This window comes from Streptomyces sp. NRRL F-2580, assembly GCF_000720115.1.
Lineage (GTDB): Bacteria > Actinomycetota > Actinomycetes > Streptomycetales > Streptomycetaceae > Streptomyces.
This window is the reverse complement of sequence record NZ_JOIR01000001.1, coordinates 75,230-91,338: the sequence shown is the minus strand read 5'-3', so window position 1 is coordinate 91,338 and position 16,109 is coordinate 75,230. Positions and strand designations below refer to the sequence as shown.

Below are 16,109 nucleotides of genomic sequence, written 5' to 3'. Positions count from 1 at the left end.
CCGATCAGTCGACGGGCCAGGCGTCGGCGAGCATCTGGCGGGTGTCGGCGAGCAGTTGCGGGAGCACCTTGGTGTGGCCGACGACCGGCATGAAGTTCGTGTCCCCGCCCCAGCGGGGCACGATGTGCTGGTGCAGGTGGGCGGCGATGCCGGCCCCGGCGGCGGTGCCCTGGTTCATGCCGATGTTGAAACCGTGCGCACCCGAGGCCTTGCGCAGCGCGACCATCGCCCGCTTCGTGAGGTCCGCGAGTTCGGCCGTCTCGAGGGCGTCGAGCTCGGTGTAGTCGGCGACGTGCCGGTACGGGACGACCATGAGGTGTCCGCCGTTGTACGGGTAGAGGTTCAGCACGGCGTAGACGTGCCTGCCACGGGCCACGACCAGGCCGTCCTGGTCGGACATCTCCGGAATCCCGCAGAAGGGACAGCCGTCCCCGGCCTCCGGGCCGGTCGGCTTGTTCTCCCCCTGGATGTAGGCCATCCGGTGGGGCGTCCACAGACGCTGGAACGCGTCCTGCGTGCCCACACCGATCTGCTGCTCCGGCTCAATCGTCATGGCGGCAAGCATATGACCTTGCCTTCGCGTACGAGGAAGGCCCCCGGGAAGTGATCACTTCCCGGGGGCCTTCCTGACGGGGACCGGCGCGCGGATCAGACCTGGACGCGGTCGGCGACGACCTTGGCCAGCTTGGCCAGGGCCTCGTCCTTGGCGATGCCGTTCTCCTGCGAACCGTCGCGGTAGCGGAAGGAGACCGTGCCCGCCGCCATGTCCTCGTCACCGACGATGATCATGAAGGGGACCTTGAGCTTCTGGTGGTTGCGGATCTTCTTCTGCATGCGGTCGGAGGAGGCGTCCACCTCGACCCGCAGCCCCTGCTTCTTCGCCGCCGCGGCGAACTCCTGCAGGTACTCGACGTGCCCGTCGCCGATCGGGATGCCGACCGCCTGGACCGGGGCCAGCCACGGCGGCATGGCGCCCGCGTAGTGCTCCAGCAGCACGGCGAAGAACCGCTCGATCGAGCCGAACAGAGCGCGGTGGATCATGACCGGGCGCTGGCGGGAGCCGTCCGGGGCGGTGTACTCCAGGTTGAAGCGCTCCGGCAGGTTGAAGTCCAGCTGCACGGTCGACATCTGCCAGGTGCGGCCGATGGCGTCGCGCGCCTGCACGGAGATCTTCGGGCCGTAGAAGGCCGCGCCGCCCGGGTCGGGGGTGAGGGGCAGGCCCTGCTTCTCGGCCACCTGCTGGAGGACCGCGGTGGCCTCCTCCCAGACCTCGTCCGAGCCGACGAACTTCTCCGGGTCCTTGGTCGACAGCTCCAGGTAGAAGTCGGTCAGACCGTAGTCGCGCAGCAGGTTCAGCACGAAGGTGAGCGTGCGGTCGAGCTCCTCCGCCATCTGCTCACGGGTGCAGTAGATGTGCGCGTCGTCCTGGGTGAAGCCGCGGGCGCGGGTCAGGCCGTGCACCACGCCGGACTTCTCGTACCGGTACACGGTGCCGAACTCGAACAGACGCAGCGGCAGTTCGCGGTAGGAGCGGCCGCGCGCGTCGAAGATCAGGTTGTGCATCGGGCAGTTCATGGGCTTGAGGTAGTAGTCGGTACCACCGTCGAGCTGCATGGGGGGGTACATGCCCTCCGCGTACCAGTCCAGGTGCCCGCTCTTCTCGAAGAGGGCGCCCTTGGTGGCGTGCGGGGAGTAGACGAACTCGTAGCCCTCCTCCTCGTGCCGGCGGCGCGAGTAGTCCTCCATGGTCCGGCGGATGATGCCGCCGCGCGGGTGGAAGACGGCGAGGCCGGAGCCGATCTCGTCCGGGATGGAGAAGAGGTCCAGCTCGTTGCCGAGCTTGCGGTGGTCGCGCTTCTCGGCCTCGGCGAGGAAGTCGAGGTGGGCCTTCAGCTCCTCCTTCGACGGCCACGCGGTGCCGTAGATGCGCTGGAGCATCGGGTTCTTCTCGCTGCCGCGCCAGTAGGCGGCGGCGTTGCGCATGAGCTTGAAGGCCGGGATGTTGCGGGTGGTGGGCAGGTGGGGACCGCGGCAGAGGTCCTTCCAGCACAGCTCTCCGGTCTTCGCGTCCAGGTTGTCGTAGATGGTCAGCTCGCCGCCGCCCACCTCGACGTTCGCGCCGTCGTCGGTCGACGCGGAGCCCTTGATGCCGATGAGCTCCAGCTTGTACGGCTCGTCGGCGAGCTCCTCGCGGGCCGCCTCGTCGGTGACGACGCGGCGGGAGAAGCGCTGGCCGCGCTTCTGGATCTCCTGCATCTTCTTCTCGACGGCCTTCAGGTCCTCCGGGGTGAAGGGCCGGGCCACGTCGAAGTCGTAGTAGAAGCCGTCCCGGACGGGCGGGCCGATGCCCAGCTTGGCCTCGGGGAAGAGCTCCTGCACGGCCTGCGCCATGACGTGCGCGGTCGAGTGGCGCAGGATGTTGAGGCCGTCCTCGGAGGAGATCTCCACCGGCTCGACGGTCTCGCCGTCCTTCACCTCGTACGCGAGGTCCTTCAGCTCACCCGCGATGCGCGCGGCGACGATGGTGCGCTCGCCGGCGAAGAGCTCGGCCGCCGTAGTGCCCGTGGCCACCACGCGCTCGTCCCGCTCGGAATCGCGTTGGATGATCACACGGACGTCTGACACCGGTCTCTCCTGAACTCTGGGGGTGCGCGAGCGAACACTGCGCGCGTGAATCGTACCGAGCGGAGTGGCCGCGCCGCTAAACGGTTACCGCGCGGGCCGGCCCGGGGTGGCTCGGGCCTTCCCCGGCCCGGACCGGCCCGGCACCAGGCGGGTCGTGGGGCGGCGCCCCTCCCGAAGTAGCCTGGGCGGCATGCCGAGCCCACGGATCCACCGACTGGACCTGACCGACGACGCCACCGCGGAGGCCGTGCACCGGATCGGGCGGGCGGCCTACGCGGTGGAGGCGGAGCTGATCGGCTTCGACGGCATCCCTGCGCTGAGCGAGAGCCTCGCGCAGATGCGCGCGCAGGAGCTGGACTGGATCGGCGCCGTCACCGACGGGGGCGGGGAGCTCGCCGGCTTCCTTGCCTGGGAGGAAGAGCCGGGTGGGGACGTCTCCATCGACCGTGTCTGCGTGTCCCCGGCCTGGTTCCGCCGGGGCGTCGCCTCCCTGCTCCTCCGCCACGCCCTGACCGACCTCTTCCCGGGCCGCCCGGTCAAGGTCACCACGGGCGCCGCCAACACCCCCGCGGTCTCCCTCTACGAACACCTGGGCTTCACCCGAGGCCCCGACTTCTCCCCCGCCCAAGACTTGATCATGGCCTCGTTCCGTCTCACCCCTGCCTGACCCTCTCCGCCGCACCATCCGGCTCCGCCGCGGCATCCAGCCCCGCCTGGGGGTCCCCTCGGACGGAGTCTGGGGGAGTTTGAACGCGGGGTCCGGGGCGGAGCCCCGGCGGCGGCGCCGCGCCTATTCGTCGGCCGCGAGCACATCCGCAGGATCGAACGCTCCGTCCAGCGACTTCATCAGCCGGTCCCGCTCGACCTCGTCCAGCGGTACCGGCGCCACCCCCGTCGCGTCCGTCAGCCGACGGAAGCCACCCCGCCGCTGCAGCCGCCCGCCCACGCGGATCGGCAGGCCCACCAGGTGCGCGTGCCCCGCCACCCGGTACGCCTCCTCGTCCAGCGCGACGCGCACGTACGGGACCTCCGCCCCCGCGAGGACCCGCAGCCGGACCGTGCCCCCGCCCCCCGGGGCCGAGCGCCGCATCCGGACCACCGCCCCCGCGATGCGGACCTGGACGGCCGGCTCGTCCCGGGTGTACCGCGCCGCCGCGTCCCGCAGCACCGGCAGGTCGCCCGGGGAGAACTCCACCGGCTCCGGCCGGGCCGCGCAGCCCGCCGGGACCCCCGCCGCCGGCGCCCAGGCCAGGGCGATCCGGGCTCCTTCCGTGCCCCGGACCAGCGCGATCAGCGCCTCGGCGAGTTCCCGGCTGACCCCGGCCCGCACGGCGGCGTCGAAGGCCTCCATGCCGCCGGTGGCCCGCTGGTAGTCCACGGCCTCGCGGGCCGCGTGCAGGGCGTGGTGGAGCCGGGTCACGGTGCCCCGGCCGCCGTCGACCGGCACGTACGCGGTCAGCCGCCGGCCGCCCGGGTGCGGGCCCACCAGCACCCCGTCCAGGGCCCGTTCGGCCTGGGTCCGGTGCCGGGCCCCGTAGTACCCGGCGCGGGCCCGTTCGGCCAGGGCTCCGGCGAGCAGCAGCTGCCGGGCGGCCGAGCGCAGCTGCTCCTGCACCGTCCACGCGGCCTCGCCCTGGAGTCCGTACGCCCCCTGCGGTATCTCCCGGTCCCAGCGGACCTCGTCGCTGGGCACGCTCAGCCCGTAGAGCACCTCCCTCGCGGAGGGCAGGCCGCTGCGGGTGAGCGCGGTGATCGCCTCTTCGAGCAGGTCGGCGCAGTCGGGGAAGCTGCGGCTCTCGGGGACGAGCAGGCTGGTGGCGGCGCGGGCCGTCGGATGCGTGGCGGGCGGGGTCCAGCGGCCGTAGCGTCCGGCGGCCCCGCCCCGGCGCAGCCAGCCGTGCCGGTGCAGCAGCGCGCCGAGCACGGCCGGATCGACCTGTGCGGGATCGGGGGCGGCGGGGTGCGCGGAGTCCGCGAACCCGCCGTAGTCCGGGGACGGCAGCGGTTCCAGGTTCGGCGAGTGCCAGTGCATCAGGGTGTCCCTCCCGACCCGACCCGGGTCATGATCTCGCAGAGCGCCCGGTCGTCGAAGATCCGCGTGGTCGGGATCCGTACGGTGGTCCGGCGCCGGCCGGTCACCGGGTGTCCGGCGAGATTGGTCCAGTAGCAGCAGTGCCGCAGGTCGAGCCGGTCGTGCCCGGCGGCGAGCCACTGGTCGCGCTCCCGCGGGACGAGCATCACGACGAGGATCTTGTGGACGGCGACCGGGGTGCGGGCCAGTTTCACCAGGTGCTCGTTGTCGAGGGTGAAGGCGAAGGTGGGCCCGGCCGGCCGGGGCGGTACCTGGTAGGTCGCCTTCAACTGCACCTTGATGGTGACCTCGTCGTCGACGACGTGCTCGGGGGCGCCGTGGCTGACGTGCCAGTCGATGCCGTTGTCCGGAAAGGGCTGGGAGAGCGAGCAGCCGGCCGCGGCGGCGACGGCGTGCAGGTATCCCACCTGAAGGGTTTCCATGCAGGCGGTGGTGGCGAGTGTGCCGCGCAGCGGTCCGGTCCGCGCGTCGTCCGGTGTTCCGGTGCGCGGATCGATCTGCCCCGCCAGCACCCCGCCCGGTTCGGGCTGCGCGAGCGCCATGGCCGGCTCCCCATGCCTTCCGGGCTCTGCCGTGGGTGGTGGGTGGGGTGACGACCGGTCATGTGTACGGCCCCCCAAGGGTGTTGTTGCCGCACCCGGGTCACCGCAAACGGCGTACGGGGCAAACAGCCCGGGTATCACCGATGCGGGCGAAGGTGTGGCGTGATCCGAGTGCGCCCCATCTGCCGACCGGGGACGAGGAGTTCGCCATGACACGCTGGTACGAGGGCCCGCTGGCCGCATTCGACACGGAGACCACCGGGGTGGACGTCGAGCAGGACCGGATCGTGTCCGCCGCGCTCATCGTGCAGGAGTGTGCGGGGGGCCGGGTCCGCACCACTCGCTGGCTGGTCAATCCCGGCGTTCCGGTGCCCCCGGGGGCGACGGAAGTGCACGGGCTCACCGACGAGCACCTGCAGCGTCACGGACGCTGGCCGGCGCCGGTGGTGGAGGAGATAGCGCGGGCGCTCGGGGAACAGCAGGTGGCCGGCCGGCCGGTGGTGGTGATGAACGCGCCGTTCGATCTGACGCTGCTGGACCGGGAGTTGCGCCGGCACCGGGCCTCCTCGCTGGCCCGGTACCTGGACGACCGGCCGTTGACGGTGCTGGATCCGCGGGTGCTGGACAAGCACCTGGACCGCTACCGCAAGGGGCGGCGGACGCTGACGGACCTGTGCGCGCACTACGGGATCGAGCTGGAGGGCGCGCACGACGCGGCGGCGGACGCGATGGCCTCGCTGGAGCTCGTGCGGGCGGTGGGGCGCCGGTTCGCGGCCCGGCTGGAGCGGCTGTCGCCGGCGGAGCTGCACACGCTGCAGGCGGTCTGGCACGCGGCGCAGGCGCGGGGCCTGCAGGCGTGGTTCGCGCGGCAGGGGACGCCGGAGCCTGTCGATCCGCATTGGCCGCTGCGGCCGGACCTGTCGACGGCGGCGTAGGGCGCGCACGGCCCCGTACATGCGGAAGGCCGGTCCGTCTTGCGACGGACCGGCCTGTCCCGGTGGGCGATACTGGGATCGAACCAGTGACCCCTTCGGTGTGAACGAAGTGCTCTCCCGCTGAGCTAATCGCCCGGGAACGCACTGAACAATACAGAAGGCTCGCGGCTGGTTCAAACCGCTTCCCTCCCTGTGCGTACTCAGTGCGGATCTGAGTACGCACGCCCATGTCCTGACGGCGTGACCGGCGCCACACTCCCGGTATGAACACCCCTCTGCCGCCGGCCGAAGAGCTGGCGCTCATCGACCGTGAGCTGGCACAACTCGATGCCCGGCGGGTCCATTTGCTGGCCCGCCGGGACTGGCTGCTGCGCATCCTCCGGCAGTCCGGACCCGCTCCCGCCGGCTGGGGGCCGGTGCCCGCCGGACCGCCGAAGGAGACCTCGGCCCCGAGCGCGCAGAACGTGCTGCTCACCCTGGGCGCCGTGCTGCTGGCCGTGGCCGCGCTGGCCTTCACGCTGGTCAGCTGGGGGTCGATGGGGATCGCCGGGCGTTCGGCGGTGCTGGCCGCGGTGACGGCGGCGGCGCTGCTCGCGCCCGTGGCGCTGCTGCGCCGGGGGCTGGGGTCGACGGCGGAGTCGGTCGCCGCGGTGGGGCTGCTGCTGACGGTGCTGGACGCGTACGCGCTGTACGCGGTCGGCATGCCGGACGCGAACGGCTTCGGGTACGCGGCGGGGGCGGCCGCGGTGCTGGCGGCGGTGTGGGCCGGGTACGGCTCGGCCCTGCGGAAGCTGCGGCTCCCGCTGCCGGCGGCGGTGCTGGCGGCGCAGTTCCCGCTGCCGCTGGCGGCGCTGGCCGCGCAGGCGGGCCCGCTGGAGCTCGGCTGGGCGCTGCTGGCGACAGCGGCGCTGGACGCGGCACTCGCCCTGCGGGTCCGTGCGGCGGCTGCCCCGGCGGCCGCACTGACCGCGGTGGCGCTGCTGATCGGGGTGGCCGAGTCGTGGTCGGCGGGGTCGGCCGGGCAGGCCCTGGCTCCGGCGGCGCTGCTGCTGGCGGGAGCGGCCCTGGGCATCGCGGCGGCCTGGCGGGAGCCGCGCGCCTGGGTCGCCGCGCTGGTGGGCGGTCTGGCGGCGGTGGTGTCGCTGGGCGGACTGGCCCGGCCGGGCCTGACGGATTCGGTCGGCGACGGTGCGTGGGTGGTCCTGGTGCACCTGCTGGTGGCGCTTCCGCTGCTGACGGCGGTACGCGTCTGCGTGCTGCCGGCGGCAGTACGGCGCGGCCTGGCGCGGGCCGGGGTCGCGGTGACGGCCCTGGCGGCGCTGTCGGCCGGCGCCGCGGTGGTTCCGACCCTGCTGGCGCGGCTCCGGGTGCTGGAGGAAGTCTGGGCGGTGACCGCTCCGACCCCGACGGCGTACGCGCCCGGCGCTGCGGGTGTGCTGGTCCTGCTGACGGCGGCGGGCGCGGCCTGGTGGCTGTCCCGGGTGCTGGCGCGGCCGGAGCCCGGGGTGGTTGCGGTCGTCCTGGCCTGGGCCGGGCTGTTCACGGCCCCGGTGCTGCTCGGCTTCCCGGCGGCGGCGGTGTTCGCCGCCCAGCTGGCGGTCACGGGCGCGGCCGGGGCGCTCGCCCTGCGCTCCCCCGTGCGCGGCGCCGGGATCGCGGCGGCCGTCTGCGCGCTGGTCGGCGCCGCGAACGTGTCCGTGGGCGCGCTGGACGGCCGGGCGGCGACGTTCGCGGTGTGGGGGCTGCTGGGCGCGGCCTGCGCCGTGGGAGCGGCGTACGGGCCCGCTCCGCGCCGGGTGCGCGCCGGGGCCGCGGTGTGCGCCGTCGGGTACGCCACCGGAGTGCTGGTGGCGGCGGCCGCGGTGACGGACCTGGCGGTGGTCTGGTGGGCGCTGCCGGTGCTCGCGGTCCCGGCGCTGGCGGCGGCGCTCGGGCCGCGGCTGGGCGCCGTACGGGTGCCCGTGGAGAGCGCGGCGGCCGTGGCGGGCGCCCTGGCGGTGGCCCTGTCGGCCGGGCGGACGGGGACGCTCGCGCTGGTCCTGGCCCTGGCCGGGGTGGTCTGCGCGGGGGCCGCGGTGCGTCCGGAGCGGCGTGCGGTGGGCTGGGCGGCGGGGGCGCTGTTCGTGGCGGCCACCTGGGTCCGGCTGGCCGACGCCGGGGTCACGACGCCGGAGGCCTACACCCTGCCGGTGACGGTACCGGCCCTGGTGGTGGGCTTCCTGCGGCGCCGCAGGGACGCGGGGGCGTCGTCGTGGACGGCCTACGGCCCGGGTCTGGCGGCGACCCTGCTGCCGAGCCTGCTGGCGGCCCTGGACGACCAGGACTGGGTGCGTCCGCTGCTGCTGGGGCTGGCCGCGCTGACGCTGACCCTGATCGGGGCCTGGCGGCGGCTGCAGGCCCCGCTGCTGCTGGGCGGTGCGGTGCTGGCGGTGGTCGCGGTGCACGAGCTGGCCCCGTACGTGGTGCAGGTCGCGGGGGCGCTGCCGCGCTGGGTGCCGCCGGCCCTGGCGGGCCTGCTGCTGCTGGCGGTGGGAGCGACGTACGAGAAGCGGCTGCGGGACGCCCGGCGGCTGCGGGACGCGATCGGACGGCTGCGGTAACGCCAGAGGCCCGGAGACTGTGAAAAGTCTCCGGGCCTCTGGTCCGGGTGGGCGATACTGGGTTCGAACCAGTGACCCCTTCGGTGTGAACGAAGTGCTCTCCCACTGAGCTAATCGCCCGGACGCACCGCAAACATTACCGCATGTCAGCGGTGCTCCCTGACCATCACTGGTCCTTGAGGTTCCAGGGCAGGACGAGCCCGTACTTCCACAGGTAGAAGCCGATCAGCGCGCCCGCGATGACGAGGCCCACGCTGGTCAGGATGATGTTGCGGCGGCGGACCTTCGGGTCGAGCGCCTTCTGCGCGGCCTCGGTGACCTTGCGCTTGGTCCAGCGAAGCACGAGGTGGGCCCAGGCGAACTCGGTGGCCCAGATCGCCAGGCCCGCGAAGATCGCGACCCAGCCGGGGCCGGGCAGGACGAGCATGGCCACACCGGCGCCGATCACGGCGAGGCCGACGACGAAGACGCCGACCTGCCAGCTGAGGTGCAGGCCCCTGCGGGCCTTGATGAAGGCGGGCGCCTTCGATACGTGCGGCGTCTCGGGCGTCTCGGCCGCGCCTTCCGCGCCCTCGGTGGCTTCCGTGGCGGGCACGGCGGATTCGTCGGCGGCGGACTCGTTGGCTCCGCGGTCACTCCCCGTATTCATGGGGTCGAATCTACCGGAGCCGGAAGCACACGTGAATGGTGGTTTGGATCCGCCGTTCGAGGGACCCAGAGGTCCGCAAAACGGTCAGAGGGGTTTACAACGGCACCGTAGGTGGCATGTCGATTTCGCCGACGTGCGAATCCCCGAGCGCACACTGAGCGAAAGGCCCTGGCGCTTATGAACACCACGGTCAGCTGCGAGCTGCACCTGCGCCTCGTTGTGTCGAGCGAGTCCTCACTGCCTGTTCCCGCGGGCCTGCGGTATGACACGGCCGACCCCTACGCCGTGCACGCCACCTTCCACACCGGCGCCGAGGAGACGGTCGAATGGGTATTCGCCCGCGACCTCCTCGCTGAGGGCCTCCACCGGCCCACCGGTACCGGCGACGTCCGCGTCTGGCCGTCCCGCAGCCACGGTCAGGGCGTCGTCTGCATCGCCCTGAGCTCACCGGAGGGAGAAGCACTGCTCGAAGCACCCGCCCGAGCACTCGAGTCGTTCCTCAAGCGGACGGACGCCGCGGTTCCACCCGGGACCGAGCACCGGCACTTCGACCTCGACAAGGAGCTCTCCCACATCCTGGCCGAAAGCTGAGCCAGGCCTACAGCCGCTCGACACCGTCCGACTCGGGGCGACGGTGCGGGTCGGACAACCACATACGGCAGTGCCGGCGCTGTTCCCGCGGGATCCACCCGCGAGGACGGCGCCGGTGTGCTGTCGGGGGACCCGCTAGAGTCGGGCGGCAGCGGCGGCGCCTCCCGTCGCCGCAGGCCCGGCCCCCTAGGGAGACCCCGTGCAGATCCCCCACGACACCCGTCGCGCGCTCGACGTCGTCGTCGCGCTGGTGAACACCGCGGCCGAGACCGACCAGCCCGACGGACTCTCGGACGTCGGCGCGCTGCGCGCCTTCGTCCAGGAGTACGCGATCAGTGACGTCGGTGAGCTCGGCGCCCGCGACCTGGCCGGCGTACGGACCGTGCGCGCCAAGTTCGCCCAGGTCTTCGCCGCGCCGAACCCGCGTGCGGCCGCCGCACTCGTCAACGAGCTCGTGGCCACCGCGGGCACCACCCCGCAGCTGACCGACCACGACGGCTACGACTGGCACGTCCACTACTTCGCGCCGGGCGCGTCGGTGGACGACCACCTGGCGGCCGACGGCGGCATGGCCTTGGCCTTCATCGTGGTCTCCGGCGAGCACGAACGGCTGCGCCGCTGCGAGGCCCCGGACTGCCGGCGCGCCTTCGTGGACCTGTCGCGCAACCGCTCCCGGCGCTACTGCGACAGCCGGACCTGCGGGAACCGGCTGCACGTCGCGGCGTACCGGGCCCGGCGCAAGGAGGCCGACGCGGGGCTGTCAGAGCATGAAGAGGTCGTGCACGGCGGCGAGCAGCAGAAGGATGCCGATCACCGCTAGGAAGATCATCAGGGGCGGCTGGGAGAGCGCGAAGAGGCAGCCTCGCGGCTCCTCCGCGACGGGGGCGGGTACCGGCACGGGCACCGAGGGCTCACTCTGCGATGTCTCGAGCATGTCGGGGCGATGATGGCGCAGCGAACGGCCGTGCGCCCCTCAACACGCCAACAACCGTGCGGCAGTTCGCCCGATCTCGTGGACCGGGCGCCCGGTGCGGCTGTCCGGGCCGAGCCCGGCGGGGCAGACGCGGGTCAGATGCCGTGCTTCTTGAGGATGGCCTCGATGTCGGAGAAGTCGTCCGCGGGAGCAGTGTCGGCCGGCTTGCGGCCCGGCGCGGGCTCGCGCTGCGCGCCGGTTCCGGCCGCGCCGAGGGAAGGCGCGGAGGCGGCCGGGGCCACGGCCTCCGGGGCCCGGCCCCCCTTGACCTTCTTCTTCGCGGGCTCACCGGACGTGCCGATGCGGCGGCGCTCGACGGCCCGCGTGGTGGCGAAGAGCGCCCAGGACAGCGCCAGCAGCCCGAAGCCGATCCATACGGTCGGATTGAAGACGATGCCGGTCAGCCACTCCACGACGCCAGTCAGGACCAGGCCTATGGGGACGAGTGCGTACGCGGTGATCCGCGCGGCGGCCAGGAAGCGCTTGCGGTAGGCGGTCAGCGCGGCGATGCCCAGGCCCGCCGCGGACACCGCGGAGCAAATGGTCTCGGCAAGCATGCGGTCCTCCGGACTGTCGGCGGCAAGGCGATCTGTCCCTATCCATCCTGCACCGCCCGTCACCACGGCGGCCAGGTCCACGGCCGACCCCGGACGGATCTCCGGGACATCTCCGGGTCGCGCCTCCTCCCCAGGTCCCGGTCGGTGGGCGGGGCCGGGGCTGGGAGACTGTCCGTATGACCGATTCCGTGATCCTCGACGTCTGGTGCGAACTGCAGTGCCCGGACTGTCACCGCGCCCTGGACGACGTACGCGCCCTGCGGGCCCGCTACGGCGACCGGCTGGACATCCGGCTGCGCCACTTCCCCCTGGAGAAGCACAAGCACGCCTTCGCCGCGGCGCAGGCGGCCGAGGAGGCCGTCGAGCAGGGGCAGGGCTGGCCCTACGCGGAGGCCGTCCTGGCGCGCACCGCCGAGCTGGCCGAGCGCGGCGAGCCGGTGCTGCTGGACGTGGCGCGCGAACTGGGCCTGGATGTCGAGGAGTTCGACACCGCGCTGATCGACGGCCGGCACATCCTGATCGTCGACGCCGACCAGGCCGAGGGCAAGGCGATCGGCGTGAGCGGCACCCCGACGTACGTGATCGACGGCGAGCGCCTCGACGGCGGCAAGAGCCAGGACGGCCTGCTCGCCCGCATCGAGGAGATCGCCGACCGCCTGCTCGGCTCTTGAGCCGCTTAGCCGCTGAGCGCCTAGAGCAGCTCTTTGACGGCGTTCACGGTGGTGTCCCGGTAGCCGAGCGACTCGTAGAGCCGCCGGGCCGGGGTGTTGCCCTCGACCACGTACAGCCCCAGGTGCCGGGCGCCGGCGGCCAGTGCGCTGTGCTCGGCCAGCAGCATGAGGGTCCGGCCGTGCCCCCGGCCGCGGTGTCCGGGCTCGACCCGGACGTCGTAGACGTAGGGGACGGTGCCGAGGCCGGACAGTTCGCGCTCCCCCACCCACACGCTGCCCAGGATCTCGCCCTGCGGGCCCTCCACCACGTGGAAGGCCGTGCCGGGGGTCTCCCGCCCGGCCGGCAGCATCCGGGCGTGTTCGGCGCGGGACGCGGCCACGCCCTGCTCCTCGGTCATGCCCGGGGAGACGAGGCGGGGGCCGTACTCCACGATCTCCACCTCCAGCCAGGCGTCGAACTCGGCCCGGGTCATCGGGCGGCCCGTGCTTCCCGCCGGGAGCGCGGGCGGTGCGGCCGGCAGCTCCTTGACCATGACCCGGCCGGTCTCCCGGTAGCCGAGGGCGGTGGCCATCCGCAGCGCCGGCCCGGCGTCGGCGGGCACCGACACGGCGATGCCGGTGCAGCGCCAGGAGCGCAGCACCTCCTCGGCGGCGAGCACGGCGACCGTGCCGCGCCCGCGCCGGCGGTCCGGTTCGTCGATCCACAGGTCCCGGATCACGCCGGTCCCTGGCTGGGCGGCCGACCTGGTGGCCAGTTCGAGGGTGCCCACGTGGCGGCTGTTGACCCGCACCTCGTAGGTCCGCGAGCGGGTGCCGTCACTGTTCTGCTGGAGCGGCTGCGCGGGCCGCAGGGTGGTGGTCATCACTTCGAGTTCTACCTGCCCCGCGGCCCCGCGTCACCAGGGTTCACGGATCGATGTCCGATCCGGCCTTCACCTCGAAGATCCGCATCACCTCGGCCGTGACCGGCCCGGGGCCCGTCCCCAGCTCGCGGCCGTCGATCCGGACGACCGCCTGGGCGTCGCGCAGGGAGGAGGTCACGAAGACCTCCTCGGCCTGTTCCAGTGCCTCGAACGGCAGGTCGGTCTCCTTGGCACCGGCCCAGTCGACGATGAGGGCCCGGGTGATGCCCGCCAGGCAGCCGGAGCTCAGGGGCGGGGTGTGCAGTTCCCCGTCGATGACGACGAAGACGTTGGAGCCGGTGCCCTCGCAGAGCCGGCCGACCGTGTTGGCGAGGAGGGCCTCGGAGGCCCCGGCCCGGTGCGCGGCGGCGAGCGCGACCACGTTCTCGGCGTACGAGGTGGTCTTCAGGCCGGCCACGGCGGAGCGCTCGTTGCGCACCCAGGGGACGGTGACGACGGCGGTGGCGTCCGGGCGGCGGACGGACGGCGCGACGGCGGCGATCAGGGTGGGGCCGGCGTCGCCGCGGTCGGAGCCGAGCGGGGCGACCCCGCCGGTGTAGGTGAGGCGCAGCCGTCCCTGCTCCACCGGGTTGGCCTCCAGTACGGCGGCGCAGGCCCGGCGCACCTCGTCGAGGTCGGGGTCGGGCAGGCCGAGTCCCCGGGCGGAGCGGGTGAGCCGTTCCAGGTGGCGGGTGAGGGCGAAGGCCCGGCCGCGCTCCGCCTTCAGCGTCTCGAAGACGCCGTCGCCGACGGTCAGCCCGTGGTCGAGGACGGACACGTGCGCGCTGCCGACGTCCTTCAGCGCTCCGTCGAGCCAGATTCTCATGGTGCGGTCCTTCCGATCGTTCCGTTCGCCCCCTGGGTGCCGGTGGTCTCGTGGCCCGCCGCGACCCGCAGCAGCCGGGCGGCCTTCAGTTCGGTCTCCGCCCACTCGCGGTCGGGGTCGGAGCCCCAGGTGATGCCGGCGCCGGTGCCGAAGAGCAGGCTGGGGCCGCCGGGGGTCTCGCGGTCGATCCAGAAGGTGCGGATGCCGACGGCGAGCTCGGCGGTGCCCCGGTCTGCGTCGACCCAGCCGATGCCTCCGCAGTAGGGACCGCGCGGGGCGGTCTCCAGGGCCTCGATGATCCGCAGGGCGGAGGACTTGGGCGCGCCGGTGACGGAGCCGGGCGGGAAGGTGGCGGCGAGCAGCTCGGGCCAGCCGGCGCCGTCGGCGAGCTCGCCGCTCACGGTGGAGACGAGGTGGACCAGGCCGGGGTGCTCCTCGACGGCGCACAGTTCGGGGACGGTGACGGAGCCCGTGGCGCAGACCCGGCCGAGGTCGTTGCGTACGAGGTCCACGATCATCACGTTCTCGGCGTGGTCCTTGGGGAGCAGGTCGGCGGCGGTGCGGCCGGTGCCCTTGATGGGTCCGGACTCGATGCGGCGGCCGGTCCGGCGCAGGAAGAGCTCCGGGGAGGCGGTGGCGATCTCCACGCCGTGCGCGGCCAGCCGAATCGTTCCTGCGAAGGGTGCGGGGTTGCCGCGGGCGAGGAGCGCCGTGAGGGCGTCGACGTCGGCGCGGTCCGGGTGGGGAAGCGGCGCGGACATCACGCGGCAGAGGTTGGCCTGGTAGACCTCACCTGCGGCGATGTGCTCGCGGATGCGGCGCACGCCGTCGACGTACGCGGTCCGGTCGAGCGAGGAGGTCCACTGGTCGGCGTCGGGGCCGCGCCAGGCGCCCGGGACCGGCGCGGGGACCGGGTCGGGGCGCACGTCCCCGAAGCGCGCGCAGACGAGCCGCCCTTCGAAGCCGGCGGCCACCGCCCAGAAGCCGGTGGAGTCGAGGGCTGCGGGATCGCTGGTGACGTCCCGGAGGTCGGTCGCGAGGAGGCCGCCGAAGCGGGCCATGGGGGGCAGGTCGTGCACGGCTGCGAGTCTATGACCGGTGACGACGCGGCGCCGGTGGGGTGACGGCGGGGTGACCTGTGGTGATCGAGCGGCAGCACGCTGCGGAAACGCGTTTTTGAGCTGGCCCGGGAATCCGCTAGAGTTCAACTCGTCGCCAGGGAGCGAAGGGGGAAAACCCCGGAGTGAACACGGCGACCTGCGGACGTAGCTCAGTTGGTAGAGCACCACCTTGCCAAGGTGGATGTCGCGAGTTCGAGTCTCGTCGTCCGCTCGAAGTGGGGGATCTTCCCGAGAACCCCTGCAGCTCCATGGTGGAGTGGCCGAGAGGCGAGGCAACGGCCTGCAAAGCCGTCTACACGGGTTCAAATCCCGTCTCCACCTCCAAGGACGATTAGCTCAGCGGGAGAGCGCTTCCCTGACACGGAAGAGGTCACTGGTTCAATCCCAGTATCGTCCACTGGTCCGCAAGGATCCCCGCGCGATTAGCTCAGCGGGAGAGCGCTTCCCTGACACGGAAGAGGTCACTGGTTCAATCCCAGTATCGCGCACGCAGTACCTGGCATCACATGCCTGACCTGCGGCTTCCGAGCCGTGGTTCCCGCGCGATTAGCTCAGCGGGAGAGCGCTTCCCTGACACGGAAGAGGTCACTGGTTCAATCCCAGTATCGCGCACCGACCGAAAGCCCCGGCCGTTTCTTCGGCCGGGGCTTTCGCGTTCCCGTTTTCCCTCCGAGCAGGGCATGAAAAAGGGTGCTGCCCGTCCGACTCCCCAGTCGTACGGGCAGCACCCTTCACCTGCCGTCCGTCCGTCGCTCCCCCGTCCCCACGGGGTTCGACGACCGATGTCCCGGCCCGGACCGCTCTCCCGGGCCCGGGGCGCCGCTCAGCGCCCCGGCATCAGACCCACGGACGACGCCTGTGCCGCCAGCTGATCGAAGCCTCCGAAGAGGAAGAGCAGCAGGGCGGCCAGGGGGAGCACCATGGCCGCGGCCACCAGTGGGTGGCGGGTGCCGGACTCGTGGCCGTTGAACGCGAATGCCTTGCGTCCCTGCCGTGCGATGTCCGCCATGGCCCTCTCCCTGTCG

17 protein-coding genes and 7 tRNA genes are annotated in these 16,109 nt (G+C 72.9%); 11 read left to right on the top strand and 13 right to left on the bottom strand.

Going from position 1 to position 16,109, the window contains the following annotated elements; all coding sequences use genetic code 11:
- Nucleotides 1–4: 4 nt before the first annotated feature.
- Nucleotides 5–565, bottom strand: a complete 561-nt coding sequence (locus tag IF88_RS0100465) for an HIT family protein (RefSeq protein WP_030706255.1) — start codon at nt 563–565, stop codon at nt 5–7.
- Nucleotides 566–648: 83 nt separating this feature from the next.
- Nucleotides 649–2,625, bottom strand: a complete 1,977-nt coding sequence (thrS, locus tag IF88_RS0100460; RefSeq protein ID WP_030706252.1) for a threonine--tRNA ligase — start codon at nt 2,623–2,625, stop codon at nt 649–651.
- Between the two features lie 190 nt (nt 2,626–2,815).
- On the opposite strand from thrS, the gene IF88_RS0100455 reads away from it, so the two are divergent.
- A complete protein-coding gene (locus tag IF88_RS0100455; protein ID WP_030706251.1) occupies nt 2,816–3,292 on the top strand; it encodes a GNAT family N-acetyltransferase in 477 nt (158 codons plus the stop codon).
- A gap of 123 nt (nt 3,293–3,415) precedes the next feature.
- Here the strand turns inward: IF88_RS0100455 and IF88_RS0100450 are convergent, their stop codons facing one another.
- On the bottom strand, nt 3,416–4,657 hold the full coding sequence (locus tag IF88_RS0100450; protein ID WP_051836217.1) for a hypothetical protein: 1,242 nt from the start codon (nt 4,655–4,657) through the stop codon (nt 3,416–3,418).
- Complete coding sequence (locus IF88_RS0100445; RefSeq protein WP_030706244.1) at nt 4,657–5,259, bottom strand: DUF4365 domain-containing protein; 603 nt, start codon at nt 5,257–5,259, stop codon at nt 4,657–4,659. The genes IF88_RS0100450 and IF88_RS0100445 overlap by 1 nt, the downstream gene beginning before the upstream one ends.
- Nucleotides 5,260–5,468: 209 nt before the next feature.
- On the opposite strand from IF88_RS0100445, the gene IF88_RS0100440 reads away from it, so the two are divergent.
- Nucleotides 5,469–6,194, top strand: a complete 726-nt coding sequence (locus IF88_RS0100440) for a 3'-5' exonuclease (protein WP_030706243.1) — start codon at nt 5,469–5,471, stop codon at nt 6,192–6,194.
- A 63-nt stretch (nt 6,195–6,257) separates the two neighbouring features.
- Here the strand turns inward: IF88_RS0100440 and IF88_RS0100435 are convergent.
- A tRNA-Val gene (locus tag IF88_RS0100435) sits at nt 6,258–6,329 on the bottom strand.
- 128 nt (nt 6,330–6,457) lie between these two features.
- Between IF88_RS0100435 and IF88_RS0100430 the strand changes: the two genes are divergently transcribed.
- The gene (locus IF88_RS0100430; protein WP_030706241.1) at nt 6,458–8,794 is read left to right on the top strand and encodes an SCO7613 C-terminal domain-containing membrane protein; all 2,337 of its coding nucleotides are present in this window, start codon (nt 6,458–6,460) and stop codon (nt 8,792–8,794) included.
- Between the two features lie 48 nt (nt 8,795–8,842).
- On the opposite strand, the gene IF88_RS0100425 is transcribed toward IF88_RS0100430, so the two are convergent.
- Together IF88_RS0100425 and IF88_RS0100420 are read right to left on the bottom strand one after the other, a co-directional pair.
- Nucleotides 8,843–8,914: transfer RNA gene (locus IF88_RS0100425), tRNA-Val, on the bottom strand.
- Between the two features lie 46 nt (nt 8,915–8,960).
- Nucleotides 8,961–9,443 carry a TIGR02611 family protein gene (locus tag IF88_RS0100420; RefSeq protein WP_030706240.1) on the bottom strand — a complete coding sequence of 161 codons (483 nt, stop codon included), beginning with the start codon at nt 9,441–9,443 and terminating at the stop codon, nt 8,961–8,963.
- A 177-nt stretch (nt 9,444–9,620) separates the two neighbouring features.
- Here IF88_RS0100420 and IF88_RS0100415 point away from each other — a divergent pair, with 177 nt between their 5' ends.
- The gene (locus IF88_RS0100415) at nt 9,621–10,034 is read left to right on the top strand and encodes an SsgA family sporulation/cell division regulator (protein WP_030011909.1); all 414 of its coding nucleotides are present in this window, start codon (nt 9,621–9,623) and stop codon (nt 10,032–10,034) included.
- Nucleotides 10,035–10,233: 199 nt separating this feature from the next.
- Nucleotides 10,234–10,854: a CGNR zinc finger domain-containing protein gene (locus tag IF88_RS0100410; protein ID WP_030706238.1), complete on the top strand. Its 621-nt coding sequence runs from the start codon at nt 10,234–10,236 to the stop codon at nt 10,852–10,854.
- Here the strand turns inward: IF88_RS0100410 and IF88_RS47110 are convergent.
- Together IF88_RS47110 and IF88_RS0100405 are read right to left on the bottom strand one after the other, a co-directional pair.
- Nucleotides 10,795–10,968 (bottom strand): hypothetical protein, encoded by a 174-nt coding sequence (locus IF88_RS47110; RefSeq protein WP_199808009.1) that lies wholly within the window; start codon nt 10,966–10,968, stop codon nt 10,795–10,797. The two genes, IF88_RS0100410 and IF88_RS47110, sit on opposite strands and share 60 nt — an antisense overlap.
- Nucleotides 10,969–11,102: 134 nt before the next feature.
- Nucleotides 11,103–11,564 (bottom strand): hypothetical protein, encoded by a 462-nt coding sequence (locus tag IF88_RS0100405; protein ID WP_030706236.1) that lies wholly within the window; start codon nt 11,562–11,564, stop codon nt 11,103–11,105.
- A 176-nt stretch (nt 11,565–11,740) separates the two neighbouring features.
- Here IF88_RS0100405 and IF88_RS0100400 point away from each other — a divergent pair, with 176 nt between their 5' ends.
- Nucleotides 11,741–12,235 carry a DsbA family protein gene (locus tag IF88_RS0100400; RefSeq protein WP_030706234.1) on the top strand — a complete coding sequence of 165 codons (495 nt, stop codon included), beginning with the start codon at nt 11,741–11,743 and terminating at the stop codon, nt 12,233–12,235.
- 20 nt (nt 12,236–12,255) lie between these two features.
- On the opposite strand, the gene IF88_RS0100395 is transcribed toward IF88_RS0100400, so the two are convergent.
- From IF88_RS0100395 to IF88_RS0100385, 3 genes are read right to left on the bottom strand one after another with little or no spacing between them, the layout of a single operon-like run.
- Entirely contained in the window at nt 12,256–13,098 is an 843-nt protein-coding gene (locus IF88_RS0100395; protein WP_030706232.1) for a GNAT family N-acetyltransferase, read from the bottom strand.
- A 43-nt stretch (nt 13,099–13,141) separates the two neighbouring features.
- A complete protein-coding gene (locus tag IF88_RS0100390) occupies nt 13,142–13,963 on the bottom strand; it encodes an aminotransferase class IV (RefSeq protein WP_030706230.1) in 822 nt (273 codons plus the stop codon).
- Nucleotides 13,960–15,042, bottom strand: coding sequence for a chorismate-binding protein (locus tag IF88_RS0100385; RefSeq protein ID WP_037805395.1), 1,083 nt, complete (start codon nt 15,040–15,042; stop codon nt 13,960–13,962). Before IF88_RS0100385 ends, IF88_RS0100390 begins: the two co-directional genes overlap by 4 nt.
- A gap of 180 nt (nt 15,043–15,222) precedes the next feature.
- On the opposite strand from IF88_RS0100385, the gene IF88_RS0100380 reads away from it, so the two are divergent.
- The 5 genes from IF88_RS0100380 (at nt 15,223) to IF88_RS0100360 (ending at nt 15,696) form a co-directional block, all read left to right on the top strand.
- A tRNA-Gly gene (locus IF88_RS0100380) sits at nt 15,223–15,295 on the top strand.
- A 39-nt stretch (nt 15,296–15,334) separates the two neighbouring features.
- A tRNA-Cys gene (locus IF88_RS0100375) sits at nt 15,335–15,408 on the top strand.
- Nucleotide 15,409: 1 nt separating this feature from the next.
- Nucleotides 15,410–15,481 (top strand) — tRNA-Val (locus tag IF88_RS0100370).
- A gap of 19 nt (nt 15,482–15,500) precedes the next feature.
- A tRNA-Val gene (locus tag IF88_RS0100365) sits at nt 15,501–15,572 on the top strand.
- A 52-nt stretch (nt 15,573–15,624) separates the two neighbouring features.
- Nucleotides 15,625–15,696: transfer RNA gene (locus IF88_RS0100360), tRNA-Val, on the top strand.
- Nucleotides 15,697–15,907: 211 nt separating this feature from the next.
- Here the strand turns inward: IF88_RS0100360 and IF88_RS0100355 are convergent.
- Nucleotides 15,908–16,093: a hypothetical protein gene (locus IF88_RS0100355; protein ID WP_030706226.1), complete on the bottom strand. Its 186-nt coding sequence runs from the start codon at nt 16,091–16,093 to the stop codon at nt 15,908–15,910.
- Between the last annotated feature and the right edge of the window lie 16 nt (nt 16,094–16,109).

Bases quoted from the DNA above. Each gene is read 5' to 3' on its own strand.
- IF88_RS0100465 (WP_030706255.1), bottom strand. From the start codon at position 565: ATGCTTGCCGCCATGACGATTGAGCCGGAGCAGCAGATCGGTGTGGGC.
- IF88_RS0100455 (WP_030706251.1), top strand. From the start codon at position 2,816: ATGCCGAGCCCACGGATCCACCGACTGGACCTGACCGACGACGCCACC.
- IF88_RS0100450 (WP_051836217.1), bottom strand. From the start codon at position 4,657: ATGCACTGGCACTCGCCGAACCTGGAACCGCTGCCGTCCCCGGACTAC.
- IF88_RS0100445 (WP_030706244.1), bottom strand. From the start codon at position 5,259: ATGGCGCTCGCGCAGCCCGAACCGGGCGGGGTGCTGGCGGGGCAGATC.
- IF88_RS0100440 (WP_030706243.1), top strand. From the start codon at position 5,469: ATGACACGCTGGTACGAGGGCCCGCTGGCCGCATTCGACACGGAGACC.
- IF88_RS0100430 (WP_030706241.1), top strand. From the start codon at position 6,458: ATGAACACCCCTCTGCCGCCGGCCGAAGAGCTGGCGCTCATCGACCGT.
- IF88_RS0100420 (WP_030706240.1), bottom strand. From the start codon at position 9,443: ATGAATACGGGGAGTGACCGCGGAGCCAACGAGTCCGCCGCCGACGAA.
- IF88_RS0100415 (WP_030011909.1), top strand. From the start codon at position 9,621: ATGAACACCACGGTCAGCTGCGAGCTGCACCTGCGCCTCGTTGTGTCG.
- IF88_RS47110 (WP_199808009.1), bottom strand. From the start codon at position 10,968: ATGCTCGAGACATCGCAGAGTGAGCCCTCGGTGCCCGTGCCGGTACCC.
- IF88_RS0100405 (WP_030706236.1), bottom strand. From the start codon at position 11,564: ATGCTTGCCGAGACCATTTGCTCCGCGGTGTCCGCGGCGGGCCTGGGC.
- IF88_RS0100400 (WP_030706234.1), top strand. From the start codon at position 11,741: ATGACCGATTCCGTGATCCTCGACGTCTGGTGCGAACTGCAGTGCCCG.
- IF88_RS0100395 (WP_030706232.1), bottom strand. From the start codon at position 13,098: ATGACCACCACCCTGCGGCCCGCGCAGCCGCTCCAGCAGAACAGTGAC.
- IF88_RS0100390 (WP_030706230.1), bottom strand. From the start codon at position 13,963: ATGAGAATCTGGCTCGACGGAGCGCTGAAGGACGTCGGCAGCGCGCAC.
- IF88_RS0100355 (WP_030706226.1), bottom strand. From the start codon at position 16,093: ATGGCGGACATCGCACGGCAGGGACGCAAGGCATTCGCGTTCAACGGC.